This is a genomic window from Paraburkholderia sp., from assembly GCF_004298475.1.
Classification (GTDB): Bacteria; Pseudomonadota; Gammaproteobacteria; order Burkholderiales; family Burkholderiaceae; genus Paraburkholderia; species Paraburkholderia denitrificans.
Genome location: NZ_SCRP01000022.1, coordinates 228,341 through 242,982, shown reverse-complemented (window position 1 = coordinate 242,982; position 14,642 = coordinate 228,341). Strand labels below are relative to the sequence as shown.

The 14,642-nt window shown below is 64.0% G+C and carries 16 protein-coding genes; 10 read left to right on the top strand and 6 right to left on the bottom strand.

What is annotated here, in order from left to right:
• Nucleotides 1-94 precede the first annotated feature (94 nt).
• The 3 genes from kdsB (at nucleotide 95) to EPN59_RS12370 (ending at nucleotide 2,783) form a co-directional block, all read left to right on the top strand.
• Nucleotides 95-892, top strand: coding sequence for a 3-deoxy-manno-octulosonate cytidylyltransferase (gene kdsB / locus EPN59_RS12380; protein ID WP_293039083.1), 798 nt, complete (start codon nucleotides 95-97; stop codon nucleotides 890-892).
• A 280-nt stretch (nucleotides 893-1,172) separates the two neighbouring features.
• Nucleotides 1,173-1,835 (top strand): adenylate kinase, encoded by a 663-nt coding sequence (gene adk, locus EPN59_RS12375; RefSeq protein WP_293039081.1) that lies wholly within the window; start codon nucleotides 1,173-1,175, stop codon nucleotides 1,833-1,835.
• 189 nt (nucleotides 1,836-2,024) lie between these two features.
• Nucleotides 2,025-2,783, top strand: a complete 759-nt coding sequence (locus EPN59_RS12370; protein WP_293039078.1) for an SDR family NAD(P)-dependent oxidoreductase — start codon at nucleotides 2,025-2,027, stop codon at nucleotides 2,781-2,783.
• A gap of 103 nt (nucleotides 2,784-2,886) precedes the next feature.
• On the opposite strand, the gene EPN59_RS12365 is transcribed toward EPN59_RS12370, so the two are convergent.
• On the bottom strand, nucleotides 2,887-3,741 hold the full coding sequence (locus tag EPN59_RS12365) for a SirB1 family protein (RefSeq protein WP_293039075.1): 855 nt from the start codon (nucleotides 3,739-3,741) through the stop codon (nucleotides 2,887-2,889).
• A complete protein-coding gene (murJ, locus tag EPN59_RS12360) occupies nucleotides 3,738-5,288 on the bottom strand; it encodes a murein biosynthesis integral membrane protein MurJ (RefSeq protein WP_293039072.1) in 1,551 nt (516 codons plus the stop codon). The genes EPN59_RS12365 and murJ overlap by 4 nt, the downstream gene beginning before the upstream one ends.
• A 541-nt stretch (nucleotides 5,289-5,829) precedes the next feature.
• Between murJ and rpsT the strand changes: the two genes are divergently transcribed.
• A complete protein-coding gene (gene rpsT / locus EPN59_RS12355; protein ID WP_293039069.1) occupies nucleotides 5,830-6,105 on the top strand; it encodes a 30S ribosomal protein S20 in 276 nt (91 codons plus the stop codon).
• A gap of 204 nt (nucleotides 6,106-6,309) precedes the next feature.
• On the opposite strand, the gene EPN59_RS12350 is transcribed toward rpsT, so the two are convergent.
• Complete coding sequence (locus tag EPN59_RS12350; RefSeq protein ID WP_293036592.1) at nucleotides 6,310-6,657, bottom strand: DUF3579 domain-containing protein; 348 nt, start codon at nucleotides 6,655-6,657, stop codon at nucleotides 6,310-6,312.
• Between the two features lie 600 nt (nucleotides 6,658-7,257).
• On the opposite strand from EPN59_RS12350, the gene argF reads away from it, so the two are divergent.
• Nucleotides 7,258-8,187 carry an ornithine carbamoyltransferase gene (argF, locus tag EPN59_RS12345; RefSeq protein ID WP_293036593.1) on the top strand — a complete coding sequence of 310 codons (930 nt, stop codon included), beginning with the start codon at nucleotides 7,258-7,260 and terminating at the stop codon, nucleotides 8,185-8,187.
• Nucleotides 8,188-8,304: 117 nt separating this feature from the next.
• A complete protein-coding gene (locus EPN59_RS12340) occupies nucleotides 8,305-9,534 on the top strand; it encodes an argininosuccinate synthase (protein WP_293036595.1) in 1,230 nt (409 codons plus the stop codon).
• Between the two features lie 93 nt (nucleotides 9,535-9,627).
• Here the strand turns inward: EPN59_RS12340 and EPN59_RS12335 are convergent, their stop codons facing one another.
• The gene (locus tag EPN59_RS12335) at nucleotides 9,628-10,431 is read right to left on the bottom strand and encodes an IclR family transcriptional regulator (protein ID WP_293036597.1); all 804 of its coding nucleotides are present in this window, start codon (nucleotides 10,429-10,431) and stop codon (nucleotides 9,628-9,630) included.
• A gap of 97 nt (nucleotides 10,432-10,528) precedes the next feature.
• Between EPN59_RS12335 and EPN59_RS12330 the strand changes: the two genes are divergently transcribed.
• Nucleotides 10,529-11,719 (top strand): acyl-CoA dehydrogenase, encoded by a 1,191-nt coding sequence (locus EPN59_RS12330; protein ID WP_293036599.1) that lies wholly within the window; start codon nucleotides 10,529-10,531, stop codon nucleotides 11,717-11,719.
• A gap of 97 nt (nucleotides 11,720-11,816) precedes the next feature.
• On the opposite strand, the gene EPN59_RS12325 is transcribed toward EPN59_RS12330, so the two are convergent.
• Nucleotides 11,817-12,455 carry a peroxiredoxin gene (locus tag EPN59_RS12325; RefSeq protein WP_293036601.1) on the bottom strand — a complete coding sequence of 213 codons (639 nt, stop codon included), beginning with the start codon at nucleotides 12,453-12,455 and terminating at the stop codon, nucleotides 11,817-11,819.
• Nucleotides 12,456-12,810: 355 nt separating this feature from the next.
• On the opposite strand from EPN59_RS12325, the gene EPN59_RS12320 reads away from it, so the two are divergent.
• From EPN59_RS12320 to EPN59_RS12310, 3 genes are all read left to right on the top strand, one after another.
• Entirely contained in the window at nucleotides 12,811-13,113 is a 303-nt protein-coding gene (locus EPN59_RS12320) for a YqjD family protein (RefSeq protein ID WP_293036602.1), read from the top strand.
• Between the two features lie 163 nt (nucleotides 13,114-13,276).
• Nucleotides 13,277-13,663: a phage holin family protein gene (locus tag EPN59_RS12315; RefSeq protein WP_293036604.1), complete on the top strand. Its 387-nt coding sequence runs from the start codon at nucleotides 13,277-13,279 to the stop codon at nucleotides 13,661-13,663.
• Nucleotides 13,664-13,706: 43 nt separating this feature from the next.
• Nucleotides 13,707-14,171: a DUF3318 domain-containing protein gene (locus EPN59_RS12310; RefSeq protein ID WP_293036606.1), complete on the top strand. Its 465-nt coding sequence runs from the start codon at nucleotides 13,707-13,709 to the stop codon at nucleotides 14,169-14,171.
• Between the two features lie 46 nt (nucleotides 14,172-14,217).
• Here EPN59_RS12310 and EPN59_RS12305 read toward each other — a convergent pair whose 3' ends face one another.
• Nucleotides 14,218-14,640, bottom strand: coding sequence for a type IV pilin protein (locus EPN59_RS12305; RefSeq protein WP_293036608.1), 423 nt, complete (start codon nucleotides 14,638-14,640; stop codon nucleotides 14,218-14,220).
• Nucleotides 14,641-14,642 lie beyond the last annotated feature (2 nt).

Below are 14,642 nucleotides of genomic sequence, written 5' to 3'. Positions count from 1 at the left end.
CGTGCGTCGCGAGGCGCGCCCGCCCGACTCCGTTGCTTTGCCCATGCGCGCCGCCTGCGGCGCGTTTTCGTTTTCCGCCCTCCCCGAACTGGCCATGACCGTACCCGTGCAACCCTTCATCGCCGTCGTCCCGGCGCGTCTCGCGTCGACGCGGCTGCCGAACAAGCCGCTCGCCGACATCGGCGGCAAGCCGATGGTGGTGCGCGTAGCCGAGCGCGCAAAGGCCTCCGGCGCGCAGCAGGTGCTGATCGCCTCCGACGCCCGGAGCGTGCTCGACGCCGCCCGCGATCACGGCTTCGAAGCCGTGCTCACGCGCGCGGACCATCCGTCGGGCACCGACCGTCTCGCGGAAGTCGCGACGCAGTACGGCTGGAGCGATGACACGATCGTCGTCAACGTGCAGGGCGACGAGCCGCTGATCGATCCGGCGCTCGTATGCGACGTTGCGTCGCATCTCGCCGCGCACCCCGAATGCGCGATTGCGACGGCAGCGCATCCGATCACCGCTCCGGAGGAGATCTTCAGCCCGAATGTGGTGAAGGTCGTGCTCGATGCACGCGGCGTGGCGCTCTACTTCTCGCGCGCGCCCATTCCGTGGGCCCGCGACGCATGGCAGCCGCACTGGTCGCCCGCGCGCCTCGATCTGGCCGCCATGCCCGCACCGGGCGCAACCGTCTACCGCCACATCGGCCTGTACGCGTATCGCGCGAAATTCCTGCGCAGCTACCCGACGCTCGAACACTCGCCCATCGAGCAAGTCGAAGCGCTCGAACAACTGCGCGCAATGTGGCATGGCGAGCGCATTGCCGTGCTCGTAACGGCCGAAGCACCGGCGCCAGGCGTCGATACGCCAGCCGATCTCGCACGCGTGCAGGCGCTATACCGACCTTAATTCCGGCCGTAGGGCCAAAATCCCGTGGCATAATCAGTCGTTCGTGCGCGCCATCAAAGCCCTTGTGCGTCGGGGTTTTCCCCATTGCTCACCGATCTCGCCCTGCTGCGCCGTCCGCGCCAAAAACTGCGGATGTTGCCGCGCAGGACGTGCCAGCAACCCGCAGGCACGGTCGAAAACGGCATGCGCGCGAACGGGGGAGACACACGACCGCCGCCGATGCTGCCCACATGGGGCACGCCGCGCCGCAAGAATTCACATAGCTTTGGAGATTGTTGATATGCGTTTGATCCTGTTGGGCGCCCCGGGCGCGGGTAAGGGAACCCAGGCAAACTTCATCAAGGAGAAGTTCGGCATCCCGCAAATCTCGACCGGCGACATGCTGCGCGCGGCCGTGAAAGCCGGCACGCCACTCGGCATCGAAGCGAAACGCTTCATGGATGCGGGCGAACTCGTAACCGACGAGCTGATCATCAACCTCGTGAAGGAACGCCTTCAGCAACCCGATTGCGCAAACGGCTACCTGTTCGACGGTTTCCCGCGCACGCTGCCGCAAGCCGAAGCCATGAAGCAGGCCGGCGTGGCGATCGACTACGTGCTTGAGATCGACGTTCCGTTCGACGAAATCATCACGCGCATGAGCGGCCGCCGCGTGCACCCGGCATCGGGCCGCACGTACCACGTCAAGTTCAATCCGCCGAAAGAGCAAATGAAGGACGACGTGACCGGCGAGGCGCTCGTCCAGCGCGACGACGACCAGGAAGAGACCGTGCGCAAGCGTCTCGACGTGTACGTCGCGCAGACCAAGCCGCTCATCGCCTACTACAGCGACTGGGCGCAGCGCGGCGAGGAAAACGGGCTGAAGGCGCCGCAGTACCGGGCCATTTCGGGCCTTGGCGGCGTCGACGAAATTCGCGCCCGCGTATTCGACGTGCTCAAGTAAGCCACTCGACGCCGGCCAGCCGGGGAAGACCGGCGTGGCCGGCTTCCCCAGTCATGCTTTAGCCGGCCTTGCTCGGATCTTGCTGGTTTGCCTGCGGGCCGGCTGGCGTCGCGCCACAAGTGCGACGCCGGGCGGCCCGTTTTTCATGCGTGCCGCCCGCATCCCACCCATAACAAATGGAGAAGAGACATGCAGATCCGCGACAACGTATTCCTCATCACCGGCGGTGCGTCGGGCCTCGGTACAGCGACGGCACGCCTGATTGCGGCCGAAGGCGGCAAGCCCGTCATCGCCGACCTCAATGAAGACGCAGGCGTTGCGCTCGCGAAGGAACTGGGCGGCGTGTTCGTGAAGTGCAACGTCGCGGGCGAAGAAGACGGCGCCCGCGCCGTGGCAGCGGCGACGGCGCTCGGCACGCTGCGCGGTCTCGTCAACTGCGCGGGCATCGCCCCCGCCGTGAAGACGGTCGGCAAGGACGGTCCGCACCCGCTCGACATATTCGCGAAGACCATTTCGGTCAATCTGATCGGCACGTTCAACATGATCCGTCTCGCGGCTGCCGCGATTGCGCAGACCGCGCCCGCGGAAGGCGGCGAGCGCGGCGTGATCGTCAACACGGCGTCGGTCGCGGCCTACGACGGCCAGATCGGCCAGGCAGCCTATGCGGCTTCGAAAGGGGGGATCGTCGGCATGACGCTGCCGGTCGCGCGCGATCTCTCGCGCAGCGGCATCCGCGTAATGACGATCGCGCCCGGCATCTTCGAAACGCCGATGCTGCTCGGCATGCCCAAGGAAGTGCAGGACGCGCTCGGTGCGATGGTGCCGTTCCCGTCGCGCCTTGGCAAACCGGCCGAGTACGCGATGCTCGTCAAGCAGATATTCGAGAATCCGATGCTCAACGGCGAAGTGATCCGGCTCGACGGCGCGATCCGCATGCAGCCGAAGTGATTCCGTACGGCGCCTGCCGTCAATGAAAATAAACCGCGACGACACGTCGCGGTTTATTTATCTGCGCGCGGTCACGCGCGAAGTCGCGTTCAGCCCGGCTCGCTCAGTCCTGTTCGTTGTCGAGCACGCGCTGACGTAAATCCTGCAACTGCAATTCGACGACCATCGCGTCGTCGGCGTCGGGACGCTCGTCGAGATAATGTTCGAGATCTTCGAGCGCCGGACGCAGGTAATCGAGCCGCGAATACGCGAAGCCGCGGTCGCGCACTTCCTCGATGTCGAACGGCAGCAGGATCACGAGCCGCTGCTGGATCGCGAGCAGGCGCTGCCAGCGTTCCGTCTGCAGATAGATCGATTTCAGGTTGCGCAGCATGCGCGCGACGATCTCGCGGCGCGTCGCCGGTTCGAGCAGCATGCGCAGCGCCCGGGCGACCGAATCGCCCGCCTTCGCCACGAAGGGCTCCAGCAATTCGACCATGTCCGACTCCGACAGCGTGTGGCCCGTCGTGGGGTCGAGCATCGCGTCGCCTTCGGGCAGCGACGCGCGCAGCAGGAAATGCCCCGGAAACGCCACGCCCTGCACCGGCAGATCCAGTTGCTGGGCGATCTCCAGATACAGCACCGCGAGCGAAATGGGAATGCCGCGCCGGCGCGTGAGCACGGCGTTCAGATGGCTGTTGTCGGGATCGTAATAGTCGTTGAGGTTGGCGGCGAAGCCGAACTCGCGGAAGAAGCACTGGTTCAGGGTCGCGATCTGCTCGCGAACACCCGCGCCTTCGGGCACGCGGCGGCGCACGCGCATGGCGAGTTCGTCGATTTCGGCGAGCGTGCCCTGCATGTCGAGATCGGGGTACGCGTCCTGCGCGATCGACAGCGCCGCTTCGGTGAGCGGCAGGCTGTCGTCATCGGCGACGAGCGCGCTGAAATAATCGAGAACCCGCGTGCTGATCGTGGTCACTTCGCCCGCCTCTTGAAGTACGCGTACTTGAAGCCCATGAGCCAAAGCATACCGAAATATAGCGCGGCGAACAGCACAAGGCAGGCGCCGAGCAGCGCGATGCGCGCGAGCGGCGCGTGGCGCAGGCCGATCCAGTCGTAGGCGTTCGCGCTCCAGTGCATTGCACCCGCCAGCACGAGGCATGCCCCGAGCAACTGCACGAAGAACTTCGCCCAGCCCGACGATGGCGTGTAGATGCCGCGCCGGCGCAGGCCGATGAAGAGCAGAAGCGCGTTGATGCACGCGCCGAGCCCGACCGACAGCGTCAGGCCCGCATGCGCCAGGATCGGCACGAAGATGTAGTTGCTGATCTGCGTGGCGACGAGCACGCCCACGCCGATCTTCACGGGCGTCTTGATGTCCTGGCGCGCATAGAAGCCGGGCGCGAGGATCTTGATGAGAATGAGGCCGATCAGGCCCACGCCGTACGCGGAAAGCGCGCGCCCCACCATGACGACCGAATGCGCGTCGAACTTGCCGTAGTGGAAGAGCGTCGCGGTGAGCGGCTCGGCGAAGAAAAAGAGCGCAATCGCCGAAGGCGCGGCGAGCAGGAAGGTCACGCGCAAGCCCCAGTCGAGCAGCGCGGAATATTCGTGCGCATCGGCGTCGACGTGCGCCTTCGAGAGACTCGGCAGCAGGATCGTGCCGAGCGCGACGCCGAGCAGCGCGGTCGGGAACTCCATGAGCCGGTCGGCGAAGTTGATCCACGAAACCGCGCCCGGGCCAAGGCGCGACGCGATGTTGGTGTTGATGATGAGGCTGATCTGCGCGACCGAGACGGCGAACATCGCGGGCACCATCTTCGCGAGCACGCGCTTCACGCCGCGGTGCGCGAGCGCCTTGAGCGGGTTCCAGCCGAAGCGCGGCGTCATGTCGATGCGCTTGAGGCCCGGCAACTGCACGAAGAACTGCAGCACGCCGCCGGCGATCACGGCCCACGCGAGCGCATACACCGGCTGCTTCAGGTGCGGCGCGACGACCACGGCCGCGAAGATGAACGCGACGTTGAGCAGGACCGGCGCGAACGCGGGCAGCGAGAACTGCTTGTACGTGTTGAGCACGCCGGACGCGAGCGACGTCAGCGAAATGAACACGATGTACGGAAACATGATGCGCGTCATCGCGACCGCTAGCGTGAACGCATGACCGTCGGTCTTGAGCCCTCCCGCGACGACCGTCACGACGAACGACGCGCCGAAAATGCCTAACACCGACAGGATGGCGAGCGCCCAGGCGAGCACCGTCGACATGGCGTCGACGAGATCGCGGGTCGCGTCATGGCCCTTCTGGTTCTTGAACTCGGCGAGGATCGGCACGAAGGCCTGCGAAAACGCGCCTTCCGCCGAAATCCGGCGCAGCAGATTGGGGATGCGGAACGCGACGTAGAAGGCGTCGGTGAACTGGCTCGCGCCAAAAGCACGTGCAATCAGGGTTTCGCGCGCCAGGCCGGTCACGCGCGACAGCAGCGTGAAGCCGCTGACCGTCAACAGGGCTCGGAATAGATTCATGGGGCGCTTATTATACGGGTCGCACGCGGCGCGCCGTCGAAGCGCCTCGGCTGCATTGACCGCATCGGCGGCATAGGCCAGTTCGGCCGCTTCGGCCGCATCAGCCCGCCAGTGTCTCGCGGCTTGCCGCCAACGCGCGCCGCAGTTGCCACGCCCCTGATTATGTTGCTATAATTTGCAGTTTCGAAGCTCACCTGCCTTCGGGATATAAAAATTCGTCTTCTGCTTTGGCGTCTTTTTTCGCGCGGTTTGCGTGGTTCGCGGGAGTCAACCCCAGTCGAACCGATAAACCAATCGCGCTGACGCCCTCAGCACCAAGGCAGTCGCTGCGCCAGTGGATAATCGAACGGTAGAACGGTGCCCAAGGTACCCAAACCGGAAAAAAACACCAGGCGCACCCGGCCAAACACGTTTTGCGCTTTCGGACAAACACTTTGCCGGAAGTTCGGATCAAGGCAAGTCAAGGCAAAAGCAGTACCACCCAGTCTGACTGATTGTCAGCGGGTCGGCACTGGAAACAGGAACAGGACAAGGAACCGTAATGGCTAACTCCGCACAAGCACGCAAGCGCGCCCGTCAGGCCGCGAAGGCAAACTCGCACAACTCGGCGCTGCGCTCGAAGTTCCGCACCGCCATCAAGGCTGTTCGCAAGGCTATCGACGCTGGCGACAAGGCCGCGGCCGCTGAAATCTTCAAGGCATCGGCAAAGACGCTCGACATCATCGCCGACAAGAAAATCGTTCACAAGAACAAGGCTGCTCGCCAGAAGAGCCGCCTGTCTGCCGCCCTCAAGGCGATGCAGGCCAGCGCGCAGTAAATCCCGGCTAGCCCGCTTCGGCGGGCTGCTTCCTGTTTCCGCTGCGCTTCATGAAAACCCGCTTCGGCGGGTTTTTTTGTACGCGGCGGAACGGGGCTCAGACGACACCCGGCGCGCAGGCGCAAAAAAACCCGCCTCGGCGGGTTCTTTTTTTAGGGCTTGCGCGAGCGCCTTATGTGTTCACAGCGGTGCTCACAGCGGCACTCAGCGGCTTGCGCCCTTCTGCGTCGCGTGGTCGAGCGGAAGTTCGCACGCTTCGGTCACGACGAGATCGTTGTCTTTCGCGAAATTCAGGACGAAGTTGAATGCCATCGGCTCGATGTCCTTCAAGCGCGAATCGAGCACCACACACTTGAGATCGCCGATCATCGTCGGCCGGACATACAGCGAGTACCCCAGGTAGGCATTCGGCCCTCGCGCGTTCATTGCAGCCTTGGGTCCGAAGCTGGACATCACGCCCGCCAGGCGCTCCGACCAGTCGCTGGGGCGAAATTTCTTCCCCTTCGAAGTGATGCCTTGAATGAAGTATTCGGTTGAGGCTTCGTCGGCCATTTACGGTACCTGTGTGACTGCACGCTGCAGCACGAAACATCGGCACGCTCGCGCCACCCGCGCGTTGCCGCCGGGTTACGGGCCGCCGGCCAAAGCCTTGCGACCTCGCGCGCGCATACAGTCCGATGGACAGGGCGCGGCCGTCCGCACACTGGTCAGCGCTCCGCGCCGCATCGAGATCGTCGAATTTGCAGCGCACAGCCACCAGCGTATAAGCCGCTGCCGCGAGCCGCCCGATATGCCTGCGATATAACCGCTGATATGCCTGCGCTATATGCCTGGATACCCGCCGGGCTCGCTGTCGTGCCTGAGGGAAAACCCCGTGATTATAGCCTACCCAGGGGTATTCCGCACGGCACACAAGGTGCGCGAAAGCAAACTGCAGGCCGTTCTCGCGCGCTTTGCATTTGCGCCGCAGCATCGTGAAATACCCGTCCCAAACGGGTGACAAAACCCGCGGCAAAGCGCTCGCCGGGCTGCAAGTGGCTCGTCAAACCGGACAAAATCCTTTATGCTGCATTGACTTACCACCACAACCGCAGCGGCGTCGTCGGCCCGATCGTGCAGTTTCGAGGCCGGATCCGGCGCCGTTTTCGTTTCATGACCTCCCGGACCATTCGCCATTACCTGCAGTTCAAGGATTTCTCTCTTGACGAGTATGAATATGTGCTCGAGCGCGCCCGCATTCTGAAGCGCAAATTCAAGAGCTACGAGACCTACCATCCGCTGCACGACCGTACGCTCGCGATGATCTTCGAGAAGAACTCGACGCGCACGCGCCTTTCCTTCGAAGCCGGCATCTTCCAGCTCGGCGGGCACGCCGTATTCATGAGCACGCGCGACACGCAGCTCGGCCGCGGCGAGCCGATCGAAGACGCGGCGCAGGTGATCTCGCGCATGGTCGACATCATCATGATCCGGACGTTCGGCCAGGACATCCTGACGCGCTTCGCGCAGAATTCGCGCGTGCCGGTCATCAACGGCCTGACGAACGAATATCACCCCTGCCAGGTGCTGGCCGACATCTTCACGTACTACGAGCACCGCGGGCCTATCCGCGGCAAGACCGTCGCCTGGGTCGGCGACGCGAACAACATGCTCTATACGTGGATCGAGGCGGCGCAGATCCTCGACTTCAAGCTGCGCATCTCGACGCCGCCGGGCTATCAGCTTGATCCGCTACTCGTCGCGCCGGAAAGCACGCCGTTCTTCTCGATATTCGACGATCCGAACGAAGCGTGCGACGGCGCCGACCTCGTCACCACCGACGTCTGGACCAGCATGGGCTTCGAGGCCGAGAACGAAGTCCGCAAGAAGGCGTTCGCCGACTGGTGCGTCGACGCCGAAATGATGGCGCGCGGCAAACCCGACGCGCTCTTCATGCACTGCCTGCCGGCGCATCGCGGCGAGGAAGTGAGCGCGGAAGTCATCGACGGGCCGCAGAGCGTGGTCTGGGACGAGGCGGAAAACCGTCTGCACGTCCAGAAGGCGCTGATGGAATTTCTGATGCTCGGTCGCCTGAACCACTGATCCGGGCCCGGCGCGCCGCCCAAAAAGCGCGGCGCGCTGACAGATTGGTGTCAAAATATTGTTTTCCGCGCGTCGGGGCCGCCCGCGCGCACAGATCTCACCCGTTACGGACTCACCATGAGCGATATCAATAAAGTCGTGCTCGCCTACTCGGGCGGCCTCGATACCTCGGTCATCCTGAAGTGGCTGCAGGACAACTACGACGCAGAAGTCGTGACCTTCACCGCCGACATCGGCCAGGGCGAAGAACTTGAGCCGGCACGCAAAAAGGCGCTGCAGCTCGGCATCAAGCAAGAGAACATCTTCATCGACGACCTGCGCGAAGAGTTCGTCCGCGATTTCGTGTTCCCGATGTTCCGCGCCAACGCGCTGTATGAAGGCGAGTATCTGCTCGGCACGTCGATCGCGCGTCCGCTGATCGCCAAGCGCCAGATCGAGATCGCACGCGCGACCGGCGCACAGGCCGTTTCGCACGGCGCAACCGGCAAGGGCAACGACCAGGTCCGCTTCGAACTCGGCTACTACGCACTCGAGCCGGGCATCAAGGTGATCGCCCCGTGGCGCGAGTGGGATCTGCTGTCGCGCGAGAAGCTGCTCGCCTACGCCGAAAGCGCCGGCATTCCCATCGACATGAAGCACCGCCAGGGCGGCGCGCCCTACTCGATGGACGCCAACCTGCTGCACATCTCGTTCGAAGGCCGTCACCTCGAAGACCCGAAGGCGGAAGCCGAGGAAGACATGTGGCGCTGGACGGTTTCGCCCGAACAAGCGCCGGACGCAGCCGAATACGTCGATATCGAGTACGAACACGGCGATCCGGTCGCCATCAACGGCAAGCGCGTCACGCCGGCTGAAGCACTGACCGAACTGAACCGCCTCGGCAGCAAGCACGGCATCGGGCGTCTGGATCTCGTCGAAAACCGTTACGTCGGCATGAAGTCGCGCGGCTGCTATGAAACCCCTGGCGGCACGATCATGCTCAAGGCGCACCGCGGCATCGAGTCGATCACGCTCGACCGCGAAGTCGCCCACCTGAAGGACGACCTGCTCGCCCGCTACGCCTCGCTGATTTACAACGGCTACTGGTGGAGCCCGGAGCGCCGTGCAATCCAGGTGCTGATCGACCACACGCAGCAGAACGTCAACGGCTGGGTGCGCGTGAAGCTGTACAAGGGCGGCGTCTCGGTCGTCTCGCGCGACTCGAAGGACACGCTGTTCGACAAGACCATCGCGACCTTCGACGACGACCACGGCGCCTACAACCAGGCCGACGCCGGCGGCTTCATCAAACTCAACGCGCTGCGTATGCGTATTGCTGAGAACGCGCGTCGCCAGCGCGGCAAATAAGCGGCAAGTAAGCGGATTCAGGCACGCAGGCAGTCACCAAGCCGGGACGATGTCCCGGCTTTTCAATTCCCCCATCGCAGCGCGGTACGCGGCTCAGACCGTCTCCCCAAGCCGCCGCGCGAGCGACTTGAGCAGCGGCGCGACGCGCTCGCGAAACACGTCGGGTCCCATCGACGATGCCGGTCCGCTGCAGCTCAACACGAGCCAGCGGCGCTCGCGCGGCTCGCGAAACGGCACTGCCACGGCATTCACGTCGTCGTGCCAGTCGCGAAACGAGTAACAGCACCCTTCCTGCGCGAATATCGCGATCTCGCGCTGCGCCGCCGCGGCCAGTGCCGGACCCCGGTCGCCCGCGGCTTTCTCCAGGTCGGCCAGCAGCGCCGCACGCGCGTCGTGCGGCAGCACCGCCAGATAGGCGCGCCCCATCGAACTCGTGAGCATCGACAGCCTTGAACCCGATGCGAGACCGAGCGTCAGCGCCGTTTCGCTGCGGATCGTCTCCAGATAAACCATGTCGAGCCCGTCGCGGCAGCCGAGCGATACGGCCGCCCCCACCTCGCGCGCAAACGCCCGCAGATGCGGGCGTGCGAGTTCGAGCATATCGGTGCCCGAGAGCATCGTGAAACCCAGCGAGAGCACGCCCGCGTCGAGCGCGTATTTGCCGAGCGCCTCGTCGAAGCGCAGGTAGCCGAGCACGCTCAGCGTATACGCGAGCCGGTTCACGGTCGCCTTGGGCAAGCCCGTGCGCTCGACGAAATCGCGGTTGCCGAGCAGCGTCTCGCCGGGGCGGAACGCGCGCAGCAGTTCGAGGCCCCGTGCGAGCGCAACGACGAACTTGCGTTCGTCGATCGTTCCGTCGGGCTGCGAGGCAAGTAACGGTAATCCGGATGCAGACATAAGCGGGCAAGTGGTACACTGGATCAAATTGCAAAACATTGTTCCGCACAGCGGAACTTCTGTCAAGTACCTGATCCCCAATCCGAGGAGACACATCATGGTCGAGCACGTCCATTTTCATTGGGACGATCCGCTGCTGCTGAACCAGCAACTCACCGACGACGAACGCATGGTGCGTGACGCCGCTGCCGCGTACGCGCAGGACAAGCTCGCACCGCGCGTACTCGAAGCGTTCCGCGATGAAAAGACCGACGCGTCGATCTTCCGCGAAATGGGCGAACTGGGCCTGCTCGGCCCGACGATTCCCGAGCAGTACGGCGGCCCCGGCCTCAACTACGTGAGCTACGGCCTGATCGCGCGCGAAGTGGAGCGCGTGGACTCAGGCTACCGCTCGATGATGTCGGTACAGTCGTCGCTCGTGATGGTGCCGATCTACGAATTCGGCTCGGATGCGCAAAAAGAGAAGTACCTGCCGAAGCTCGCGAGCGGCGCATGGATCGGCTGCTTCGGCCTGACCGAGCCGAACTACGGCTCCGATCCGGGCAGCATGGTCACGCGCGCGAAGAAGGTCAGCGGCGGCTATTCGCTCTCGGGCGCGAAGATGTGGATCACGAATTCGCCGATCGCCGACGTGTTCGTCGTCTGGGCGAAGCTCGAAGAGAACGGCCAGGACGATATCCGCGGTTTCATCCTCGAGAAGGGCTGGAAGGGTCTGTCGGCGCCGGCGATCCACGGCAAGGTCGGGCTGCGCGCGTCGATCACGGGCGAAATCGTACTCGACGAAGTGTTCGTCCCGGAAGAGAACATCATGCCGGGCGTGAAGGGGCTGCGCGGCCCGTTCACGTGCCTGAACTCGGCGCGCTACGGCATCGCCTGGGGCGCGCTCGGCGCGGCTGAAGCATGCTGGCACACGGCGCGCCAGTATGTGCTGGACCGCAAGCAGTTCGGTCGCCCGCTCGCCGCCAATCAGCTGATCCAGAAAAAGCTGGCCGATATGCAGACGGAAATCACGCTCGGCCTGCAAGGCTGCCTGCGTCTTGGCCGCATGAAGGACGAAGGCACGGCCGCCGTCGAAATCACCTCGATGATGAAGCGCAACTCGTGCGGCAAGTCGCTCGACGTCGCGCGTCTCGCGCGCGACATGCTGGGCGGCAACGGCATCTCCGATGAATTCGGCGTTGCGCGTCACCTCGTGAACCTCGAAGTGGTCAACACCTACGAGGGCACGCATGACATTCACGCGCTGATTCTCGGCCGCGCGCAGACGGGCATTCAGGCGTTCTTCTGATCGCCCGGCGTGCCTTGCACGTCTGCAATGGCCCCCGGCAAAAAAAGCGCTGCACGATGTGCGGCGCTTTTTTCGCCAGAGAGCCGGGCCGGGCGCCTTATTTGCCCGGCTGCGGCGTGAGGCGCAGATACGGGCGCAGCGCCTTGTAGCCCTTCGGGAATTTCTGCTTGATGAGCGCTTCGTCCTTCAGCGACGGCACGATCACGACGTCGTCGCCCTGCTTCCAGTTACCGGGCGTGGCGACCTGATGGTTATCGGTGAGCTGCAGCGAGTCGATCACGCGCAGCACTTCGTCGAAGTTGCGCCCCGTGCTGGCCGGATAGGTGATGATGAGACGCACCTTCTTCTTCGGATCGATCACAAAAAGCGAACGCACAGTGAGCGTTTCGTTCGCATTCGGGTGGATCATGTCGTAAAGCTCCGACACCTTGCGGTCATCGTCCGCGAGAATCGGAAAGCCGACGCTCGTGACCTGCGTCTCGTTGATGTCCTTGATCCACTCTTTGTGCGATTCGGCGCTGTCGACGGACAGGGCGATCGGTTTGACGTTGCGTTTCGCGAATTCATCCTTCAGCTTTGCCGTCAGACCGAGTTCCGTGGTGCAGACCGGCGTGAAATCGGCGGGATGCGAGAACAGCACGCCCCAACTCTCTCCAAGCCAGTCATGAAACTTGATGCGGCCGATGCTCGAATCCTGCTCGAAGTCGGGTGCGGTATCGCCAAGACGTAGACTCATGTTCGATGTCCTTGAATGAAGGGTGGCCGGGCGCGCCGCAAACCTGGACCGTGCGTGCAAAGGTAAGCGGGCGTTGAAGACAAGGATACGGGAGCCGTATCGCAGAAAGAACGAATATCGCTTCACACCTTCATGAGTTTTCGTAATTTTGAGCGCACCCACGAAACTTTACGTGCCAGATCAACTCCATGGGTGTGGACAGCAATTCGCCATGCATGCCCGTCATCGCACCGCAACGACGTAGCGGTAACAGGCGGTTCGTGACTCGCAGGCGCTCGACGCGGCGCGCCGCGCTTGCCAGTGTCCGTTTCTTTGTTACGATTTACGCGTGGCGAAACACGAAGGGAGCCAGTCAATGTCAGAAGTCAACAAGGAGAGGCTAATGTCGGATATCAAGAACGTCCTCGCGGACGCCGAGGACCTGCTGAAGCAGGCTGCGAGCGCCACCGGCGAACGCGCGTCCGAACTGCGCGAAACGGCACTCTCGCGCCTGAAACAGGCAAAAGAAAAAGCCGCCGACGTGCAGGTCGTCGTGGTCGAAAAAGGCAAAAAAGCAGCACGCGCCACCGACGACTACGTTCACGAGCACCCGTGGACCTCGATCGGCATCGCCGCAGGCGTGGGTGTGTTGATCGGCCTCCTGATCAATCGCAAGTAATCCGCGAATAACCCGCATGTAACCGTACCGCGGGCGCCCGGTCTGTTTCTGCACGACGGCGCGGGCGCACCGCGCGGCTCCGCTGCGCCCGCGGCTCCGCCAACCGGCGCGCCGTGACGGCCCGCATCTTCTCGTGCATCAGCATGCACCACCCGCTCTCGCCATGACGACAGACACCGAATCGCCACGACATGATCATGGACCGCTGCGCCGCCTGCTCGGCTCCGCGTTCGCGATGCTGCAGACCAGGCTGGAACTGATCGGCATCGAGCTGTCCGAAGAGAAGGACCGCCTGATGGCCGTGCTGTTCCTCGGCGTGGCCGCGATGATGCTCGCCGCGATGGCGCTTATGGCGCTTACCGCGCTGATCGCGATTGCGTTCTGGGACACGTGGCGCCTGCAGGCGCTCGCCGGTATCACGATCGTCTACGCGCTCGCCGCACTGTTCTGCGCCATGAAGGCGCGCAGCGGCCTGCGCAATGCACCGATGGTGTTCCAGGCGACCCTCGACGAGTTCGAGAAGGATCGCGAAATCCTTCGCAAGCACTAGCCGGGGAATCTTTAGCCGCCCAGCCAACCGCCCAATCGACACTATGAGCCGACCCCGACCGGATACCGCCTTTCGCCCCGCCCGCCCGCGTTCGCGCGATTTGTCGACGCCGCAACTACGTGCGCTGCGCAAGGAGTTGCTGATCGTGCGTGCGAGCGTCGAGCGCGCCGAGATCGCCGGGGCCATTGGCGAACTGCGCGACAGCGTCACGCGTTTTAGCTGGCTGCGTTTTCTCGTTCCGGGCGCTGGCCGCTCGCACGGCCGCGGCCTGGGCGCAGGACTCAGCAACCTTCTCAAGCAATATCCGCTGCTGAGTTCGCTCGTCTCACTGATCCTCGCCAAGCCGCTGCGCAGCAGAGTCTTCTCTGCGCTGCGCCCCGTGATCAAGTGGGGCGGCCTCGCATTCACCGCGTGGGAAGCCTGGCGCCTGTTTCAGCAGGCCCGGCGACAAGGCGACCAGACTGCGGGCAGCGCATCGCCCGAGACGACGGACGATGCGGGCTACTGAAGCAAGCTATTGAAGCGGGCTGCGGAAGCGCCCTCCTCCTTGCGAATCAGCGGCCGCGCCAGCATTCCCCGGTTCCAGGCGCCGCCGCGCCGCCCGTCTCATTGCCCCGTGTGCCCGTAGCGTCGAGCGTGAAGGTTCCGCAAGCGTCGTCGCGCATTGGACCGGACTCCACCGGCGCAGCCGCGATCACATACCCGCCATTCGATTCGTCGCCTGGCAGGAGCTTGAGCCGATAGACGGCCACGCCCGTCGGCGGCACTCGATCCATGCCCGCCGGCAGCACGGTCCTCGTGGGCGTTTGCAGGTCCACGAACTGCGCCGCTCGATAGAGCGCCGTCATGGCGTCGATGCGGTGGGCTCGCGCGATCTGGCTATGCCAGGCCGGCATTGCAAACGACGCGATGATCGCCATCGCAGCAAGCGCCATCGCGAGTTCCAGTAACGTGAACGCCTTGCGCCTGATCCTCATCG

Excerpts from the sequence above, each read along its gene's own strand:
- kdsB (WP_293039083.1), top strand. The coding sequence starts at position 95 with ATGACCGTACCCGTGCAACCCTTCATCGCCGTCGTCCCGGCGCGTCTC.
- adk (WP_293039081.1), top strand. The coding sequence starts at position 1,173 with ATGCGTTTGATCCTGTTGGGCGCCCCGGGCGCGGGTAAGGGAACCCAG.
- EPN59_RS12370 (WP_293039078.1), top strand. The coding sequence starts at position 2,025 with ATGCAGATCCGCGACAACGTATTCCTCATCACCGGCGGTGCGTCGGGC.
- murJ (WP_293039072.1), bottom strand. The coding sequence starts at position 5,288 with ATGAATCTATTCCGAGCCCTGTTGACGGTCAGCGGCTTCACGCTGCTG.
- rpsT (WP_293039069.1), top strand. The coding sequence starts at position 5,830 with ATGGCTAACTCCGCACAAGCACGCAAGCGCGCCCGTCAGGCCGCGAAG.
- EPN59_RS12350 (WP_293036592.1), bottom strand. The coding sequence starts at position 6,657 with ATGGCCGACGAAGCCTCAACCGAATACTTCATTCAAGGCATCACTTCG.
- argF (WP_293036593.1), top strand. The coding sequence starts at position 7,258 with ATGACCTCCCGGACCATTCGCCATTACCTGCAGTTCAAGGATTTCTCT.
- EPN59_RS12340 (WP_293036595.1), top strand. The coding sequence starts at position 8,305 with ATGAGCGATATCAATAAAGTCGTGCTCGCCTACTCGGGCGGCCTCGAT.
- EPN59_RS12335 (WP_293036597.1), bottom strand. The coding sequence starts at position 10,431 with ATGTCTGCATCCGGATTACCGTTACTTGCCTCGCAGCCCGACGGAACG.
- EPN59_RS12330 (WP_293036599.1), top strand. The coding sequence starts at position 10,529 with ATGGTCGAGCACGTCCATTTTCATTGGGACGATCCGCTGCTGCTGAAC.
- EPN59_RS12325 (WP_293036601.1), bottom strand. The coding sequence starts at position 12,455 with ATGAGTCTACGTCTTGGCGATACCGCACCCGACTTCGAGCAGGATTCG.
- EPN59_RS12320 (WP_293036602.1), top strand. The coding sequence starts at position 12,811 with ATGTCAGAAGTCAACAAGGAGAGGCTAATGTCGGATATCAAGAACGTC.
- EPN59_RS12315 (WP_293036604.1), top strand. The coding sequence starts at position 13,277 with ATGACGACAGACACCGAATCGCCACGACATGATCATGGACCGCTGCGC.
- EPN59_RS12310 (WP_293036606.1), top strand. The coding sequence starts at position 13,707 with ATGAGCCGACCCCGACCGGATACCGCCTTTCGCCCCGCCCGCCCGCGT.
- EPN59_RS12305 (WP_293036608.1), bottom strand. The coding sequence starts at position 14,640 with ATGAGGATCAGGCGCAAGGCGTTCACGTTACTGGAACTCGCGATGGCG.